Origin of the sequence: Streptomyces hydrogenans, assembly GCF_014656075.1 — a bacterium.
GTDB classification, from domain to species: Bacteria; Actinomycetota; Actinomycetes; order Streptomycetales; family Streptomycetaceae; genus Streptomyces; species Streptomyces hydrogenans.
Window position 1 is genome coordinate 1 of sequence record NZ_BNBS01000219.1, and the last position, 6,229, is coordinate 6,229.

At 77.5% G+C, this 6,229-nt stretch carries 5 protein-coding genes and 1 pseudogene; 2 read left to right on the forward strand and 4 right to left on the reverse strand.

The annotated features are described in order from the left end of the window. Positions 1-402 (forward strand): annotated as a pseudogene (locus IE321_RS40120) (ATPase); the annotation flags it as partial. 171 nt (positions 403-573) lie between these two features. After that, the gene (locus IE321_RS40125) at positions 574-1,491 is read left to right on the forward strand and encodes a sirohydrochlorin chelatase (protein ID WP_079022085.1); all 918 of its coding nucleotides are present in this window, start codon (positions 574-576) and stop codon (positions 1,489-1,491) included. 117 nt (positions 1,492-1,608) lie between these two features. On the opposite strand, the gene IE321_RS40130 is transcribed toward IE321_RS40125, so the two are convergent. The 4 genes from IE321_RS40130 to IE321_RS40145 all read right to left on the reverse strand — a co-directional run bounded on the left by IE321_RS40130 (position 1,609) and on the right by IE321_RS40145 (position 5,869). Continuing rightward, on the reverse strand, positions 1,609-2,670 hold the full coding sequence (locus IE321_RS40130; protein ID WP_190226577.1) for a lactonase family protein: 1,062 nt from the start codon (positions 2,668-2,670) through the stop codon (positions 1,609-1,611). A 98-nt stretch (positions 2,671-2,768) separates the two neighbouring features. Then, on the reverse strand, positions 2,769-4,271 hold the full coding sequence (locus IE321_RS40135) for an FUSC family protein (protein ID WP_190226579.1): 1,503 nt from the start codon (positions 4,269-4,271) through the stop codon (positions 2,769-2,771). 268 nt (positions 4,272-4,539) lie between these two features. Then, the gene (locus IE321_RS40140; protein ID WP_190226578.1) at positions 4,540-5,175 is read right to left on the reverse strand and encodes an ankyrin repeat domain-containing protein; all 636 of its coding nucleotides are present in this window, start codon (positions 5,173-5,175) and stop codon (positions 4,540-4,542) included. A gap of 136 nt (positions 5,176-5,311) precedes the next feature. Beyond that, complete coding sequence (locus tag IE321_RS40145; protein WP_043225156.1) at positions 5,312-5,869, reverse strand: GlcG/HbpS family heme-binding protein; 558 nt, start codon at positions 5,867-5,869, stop codon at positions 5,312-5,314. Positions 5,870-6,229: the final 360 nt, after the last annotated feature.

The window sequence follows — 6,229 nt, forward strand, 5'->3', positions numbered from 1 at the left end:
GAGAAGCTGCACGGACCGGCGGCCGGGCTGCCCGCCGCGCTCTACCCGCGCACGGACCGGCCGGCCGTCCTCGCCGCCTTCGCCCCCGAGGTCGCGGCCGGCGCGGCGGACGACCCGGTCGCGGCCGGGATCCTGGAGCGCGCCGCCGAGCACATCGCGGACGCCGCCGCTGCGGCCTGCCCGCCGGACCCGACGGCCGTGGTGGCGCTCACCGGGGGGCTGTTCCGGCTCGGCGACCCGCTCCTCGTGCCACTGCGGGCGGCGCTCGCGGAGCGGCTGCCCGGGGTCCCGGCCGTCGCTCCTGCGGGGGACCCGCTCGACGGGGCGGTGGCGCTGGCCACCGGGCTCGCGGCGGGCGCCCCGGGGCTCCCCGAGGACCCCGCGCTGCTGCGGATCCTCTGACGGCGTCCGCCCGCCCCCGGGCCATCGCCGCTGGTCCGGGGCGTGCCGGGGCCCCGACCGACCGTCCGGTCCACGATGTGGCGCGCCGGCGACCGGACATACAGGGGCAGAAGGCGCGGGGTCGTACCTCACCGAACGCCGCCGTCCGCAAAGCCAGTAGCATGCGGCGCCATGAGCACCCCCACTGGGCCCGCCAACGGCCTGCCTGTACGAATGCCGCGCCCCCGCCCGTCCGGGCGGCACCGTCGCCCCGACCCGGCGGCGGCGCCCGAGGGCGCTCCCGCCCTGGTGCTCGCCGTCCCCGGCGCGCCCTCGGCCGCCATACGATCGCTGGCCGAGGAGCTGGTGAGCATCGCCCGGTCCGAGCTGCCCGGCCTGGAGGCCGCGATCGGCTTCGTGGACGGCGACGGCGAGGAGTACCCGACGCTGGCCGGCGTGCTGACCGCCGCGGCGGAGCTGCGCGAGGAGCGGTACCGGATCGCCGTGGCGGCCGGCCGCGAGGTCGAGGCCCCGCAGGGCCCGGCCGCGATCGTCGTCCCGCTGCTCGCGGGCCCGGACAGCGCCGTCATGCGCCGGATCCGCCAGGCCGTCATGGACAGCGGCAACACCGCCGAGCTGACCGACGTCCTCGGCCCGCACCCGCTGCTCGCCGAGGCGCTGCACGTGCGCCTGTCGGAGGCCGGGCTGGCCCGCGCCGACCGCGCCCGGCTCTTCACCGTCGCCACGGCCGCGGACGGCATCCTCCTGGCCACCGTCGGCGGCGAGGAGGCCGTGCAGGCCGCCGGGATCACCGGCATGCTGCTCGCGGCCCGGCTCGCCGTGCCGGTGATGGCCGCCGCGCTGGACCAGGAGGGCTCGATCGCCTCCGTGGCCGAGCAGCTGCGCGACGCGGGCGCGGTGCAGCTGGCGCTGGCGCCGTACCTGATCGGTCCGGAGCTGGCCGAGGGCCTGCTCGACGAGGCGTCGAAGGAGGCCGGCTGCCCGGCGGCCGAGGCCCTCGGCGCCTACCCGGCCATCGGCAAGCTCGTGCTCTCGCAGTACGCGGCCGTGCTCGGCCTCCCGCAGCACGGCGCCGCCCCGGCGCTCTGACGCCCCGACGCGCGCGAGGGCCCGCACCGGCAGCCGTCCGGTGCGGGCCCTTCCGCATGCCCGGGGGGCGGTCCCGGAGCCGTACCCGCCCGCTCCGGGCCCGCCCTCGGAGCCGTGTCAGCCGAAGACGACGCAGGTGACCGCCGGGACCTCGGCGGAGCCGGCGCGGACCGGCGTGCCGGTCTCCGGGTCGACGTCGAACCAGGTGACGTCCCCGGACCGCTCGTTCGCCGCGTAGAGCCGCCGCCCCGAGGGGTCGAGGGCCAGGTCGCGGGGCCAGGAGCCACCGCAGGACACGGTGGCCGAGCGGATCGCCTCGTCGCCCGTCGGCGAGAGGACGAGGACGGCGAGGGTGTCGGTGCCGCGCACGGCGACCCACAGGAAGCGCCCGTCCGGTGCCACCACGACGGCGGAGGGGTACGCGGGACCCGCGCCGTCCGTGTCGGCGAGCGGGATCTCCGCCAGCGGCGTCGGTTCGCCGCGCTCCGCGTCCCAGCGGCAGACGGTCACGGCGGGCTCCAGCTCGCCGACGACGTACAGGTGGCCGCCGTCCGGATGGAAGGCGAGGTGGCGGGGGCCGTAGCCGGGCCGCAGGGTGGTCTCCCCGTGCGGGCGCAGGGCGCCGGTGGCCGGGTCGAGGGCGCAGACGCGCACGGAGTCGGTGCCGAGGTCCACGCTGAGGACCCAGCGTCCGCTCGGGTCGGGCAGGATCTGGTGGGCGTGGGGCCCGGCCTGCCGGTCGGCGACCGGACCGCTGCCCTCGTGGTGCAGGACGGCGGTGACGGGGCCGGGGGTGCCGTCCGCGGCGAGCGGCAGGACGGAGACGCTGCCCGAGGTGTAGTGGGCGGTGAGGAGGTGGCCGGCGGCGACCGAGAGGTGCGTGGGGCCGGAGCCCCCGACGGGCACGGGGGCGCCGAGCGGGCGCGGCGCGGGTCCCTCGGGGTCGAGGGCGGCGACGGCGCCCGGGTCGGTCTCGGAGACGGCGTACAGGACACCGTCGGCGAGGGTCAGGTAGGAGGGGTCGGCGACGGCGTCGGTGCCGCCGGTGACGGTGAGGCCGCCCGTCGCCGGGTCGACGTCGGCGGCGAGCACGCCGCGGCCGCCGGCCGAGGTGAAGGAGCCGAGGTAGGCCCGCACCGGCCCCGCTCCCCGCTCACGTGTCTCGTCGGTCCCGCCCACGGCGCCTCCCTGCCCCGGGCCGGTCGCTGCGACCGGCCGCCTGCGGCGACGTTAGCAGGCGGTCTAGACCAAGTTCGATCAGTCGGTCGCGGGAGCCGTCAGGAGCGGACGAGGAGGGAGCCGGGCGGGGTCCGCAGCGGCTCGTCGAGGGCGGCGAGCAGCCGCTCCAGGCCACTGACGTGTCCGAGCGCGGCGGGGGCCGGGTGCGGCGCGGTCTCGGGCTCGACACCCCGGCCGACCGGGGCGTGCTCCGGCGTGCGCGGCGAGGTGAGCCGTTCGACGGCCGTCTCGACGCGCCAGCAGGCGGCGGCGAGCCGGGCGTCGTGGCTGGCGTCCGGGTCGGCGGCGACGGCCGCGAGCCCGCGCACCTCGGCGGCGCACTCGTCGAGCAGACCGAGGACCCGGCGGGCGCGCGCCTTGCGCTCGCGGAACGGGCTCAGCGGATGGACGAGCGGCGCCAGCGAGAGCCGCACCCGGCCGAGCAGCAGGTCGAGCTCGGTCACGTGCGGGCGGGGGTCGGCCGCCTCGTCGCCGGACAGCCGCCGCTCGGAGGCGGCGGTCGCCGCGTGGACCGCGCGCAGCGCGCGCTGGATCCAGGCGTCGTTGATCGCGTGGGTGGTGACCGGGAGGATCAGCAGGACCGCGAGGGCCGCGCAGACGGCGCCGACCACGGTCTCCTCCAGGCGCAGGACGAGCAGCGCGGGGTCCAGCACGCCCAGGAGGCCGTAGAGGAGCCCGGCCATGACGGTGACCGCGAGCATCATCCAGCTGTAGGAGAGCGGCGCGGTGTAGAAGATCCCGAAGACGCAGACGGCCACCAGGAGGGCGGTGGGCAGCGGGGCGCCGTGCAGCGGGATGGCGACGACCATGCCGACCGCGATGCCGAGGAGCGTGCCGAGGAAGCGGCGGAATCCCCGGACGAGGGTGTCGCCCCGGGAGACGGTGTTCACGAAGATCCACCAGGTGGTGCCGACGGCCCAGTACCAGCGGTCCTCGGAGAGCACCTGGCCGATGCCGAGCGCCACCGCGCAGGCCGCCGTCGCCTGCACGGCCTGCCGGGTGGTGATCCGGGCGAGGCCGGTGCCGGGGAGCGGGGCGGGCGCGGCGGGCGGCGGGGTGCGCCGCTCGATCGGCCAGAGCACGAAGCGCACCCCGCCCGCCGCCGCGAGGGCGATGCCGACGGCGGCGTACAGCTCGGGGAGCTGGGCGGGCACGGCGTGCAGGAACTGGGTGCTGAAGAAGTTCATGAAGGCGAAGATGCCGAGGGCGTGGCCGCGGGGGCCCCAGCGCCGGGCGTAGACGCCGCCGAGGACGACGAGCAGGAAGGCCGCGTCCCGCAGCAGGGTGTGGTCGTGCAGCAGGGTGGCCAGCGCGAGGACCGGGAAGCCGGCGAGCGGCAGCAGCAGGGTGGTGCCGGCCTGGCCGCGGACGGTGGCGTCGGTGACGGTGAACAGGGCGAGCAGGGCCGCCAGTCCTCCGGTGATCGACGCGGTCAGCGAGAAACCGGCCAGCTCGGCGACGGTCACCGCGAGCGCGATGCCGAGCACCGCGCGCAATCCGGTCCTGAGCCGGAGGAGCCCCGGATCCGGAGCCACGAACATCCTCTTCACGGCGGTCGGCCGCCCCCTCGTCTTGCCGCTCGCCCGCCGTGCGCCCTGCCCCGGGGGTGGTGGGGCGCGCACGGACACGACGAAGGCGCCGGCGTCCGGGGCGGCCTCGTCGCCGGCCCGGCGCTGCGGCGCCGAGAACATCTGATGGGTCCCAGGGAAACACCGACCGGGCCCTTGGCTCAAATCGCTTCCGAAACGCTGTGCCATTGGCCCGGTCGACGCCGGTGGGACCGACCCATCTGTGAGCCGGTGGACCACCTCAGGCCAGGGCGGCCGGAGTCGCCGGAACGGCGGGAGCGTGGCGCAGCAGGGCGGCGAGCCCGGTGTGGCCGCGCCGCTCGGCGTGCTCCAGGGCGGTGGTGCCGTACGAGTCCCCCAGTCCGGGGTCGGCCCCGGCGGCGAGCAGCAGCGCGACGACCTTCTGGTGGGCGGGGCCGCCGTCGCCGAGGATGACGGCCTCCAGGAGGGCGGTCCAGCCGAGGTCGTTGACGTGGTCGACGTCGATCGGGGTGTCGCGCAGGACGGCCCGGACGTACGGCACGTGGCCGCGCTCGGCGGCGGGGATCAGGCTGGTCCCGCCGAAGCGGTTGGTCAGCCGGAAGTCGGGGGCGGGGTCCGCCGCGAGCAGCACCCGCAGCATCGCCACGCTGCCGGTGACGCCGGTGACCAGCCAGGGGCTGTCGTGCCGGGCGTCCTGGGCGTCGACGTCGGCGCCGGCGGCGACGAGCGCGCGGGCGGTCTCGACGTGGTCGCCGAGCACGGCGAGCAGCAGCGGGGAGCGCAGCTCCTCGTCGCGGGTCTCGGTCCCGGCCCCGTCGGCGAGGGCGGCACGGACGCCGTCGGCGTCGCCCCGGCGGGCGGCGGCGAGGAGCCGGCGGTGGGGTGTGGTGGTCACGGCGGGTCTCCTCGGGGTCGACGGCGGACGGAGGGGGGAGGGAGCGGGGTGGGGAAGGCACGGGGCCGACGGCGTCCGGGCGGGCGTGCCCGGACGCCGTCGGGGTCAGGAGGAGCCCCGCGGTGTCAGCGTCGCGTCACTTCGCGAGGGCGGCGACGCCGGCCTGGGCGAACTTCTGGTCGAGGTCGCCGGAGGGGGCGCCGGCGACGCCGATGCCGGCGATGGGGGCGTTCTTCGAGGTGACGGGGGCGCCGCCGCCGAGGAAGAGGGTGCCGGGGATGTCCTTGAGGTTGGGGGCCTGCTCCAGGCGCTTGACCAGCTCGGTGGTGGGCGCGTTCCAGGAGACGGCGGTGTACGCCTTCTTCTCGGCGGACTCGTAGGACTGCGGGCCGGCGCCGTCGCCGCGCAGGGTGACGATGGTGTTGCCGTTGCGGTCGACGACGGCCACGGAGACCCGCTGGTTCTCCTTCTCGGCGGCGTCGAGGGCGGCCTGCGCGGCCTTGGTGGCGGCGTCGATCGTCAGGTGGGTGCTGGTGGTGGTGTTCTTGTTCTTCGCGTCGGCCTTGACGACCGCGGCCGGGGCGGCGGCCGGGGCCGCGGCGTTCGCGGACACCGCGCCGAAGGCACCGGCGCCCAGGGCGACCAGAGCCGCGCCACCGGTCAGGACACGGGCACGCTTCGAGATCTGCTTCATGGTCGGACACTCCTCGGGGTGAACGGGCGGGGACGGCAGGCCCGGCGGTCGCCGGGGTCCGGGAGACCGGGAGGCCGTCTCGCCGTCCCGCTCCGCACTCCATCCTGGGTGCGCCATCGGCCCCGGACGGTCGACCCGGCGGATGGTCGTGCGCCCCCGCCCGGCGGACCGGGGGGTCAGCCGATCGGACGACCCCGCCCGGTCGGGGGTGCGGTAAGCGCGCGGGGAGCAGGGGAGGCGTCGGCGCTCCACGCGTGCGCGTGGAGGAGGCGAGGGCGCCCGGGTCGCGCACGCGCGCGGGGCGGTGCCGGGAGGGCGTCCGGCCTGCGCGCGGGGTGACGGCCGGGAGGGCGTCCCGCG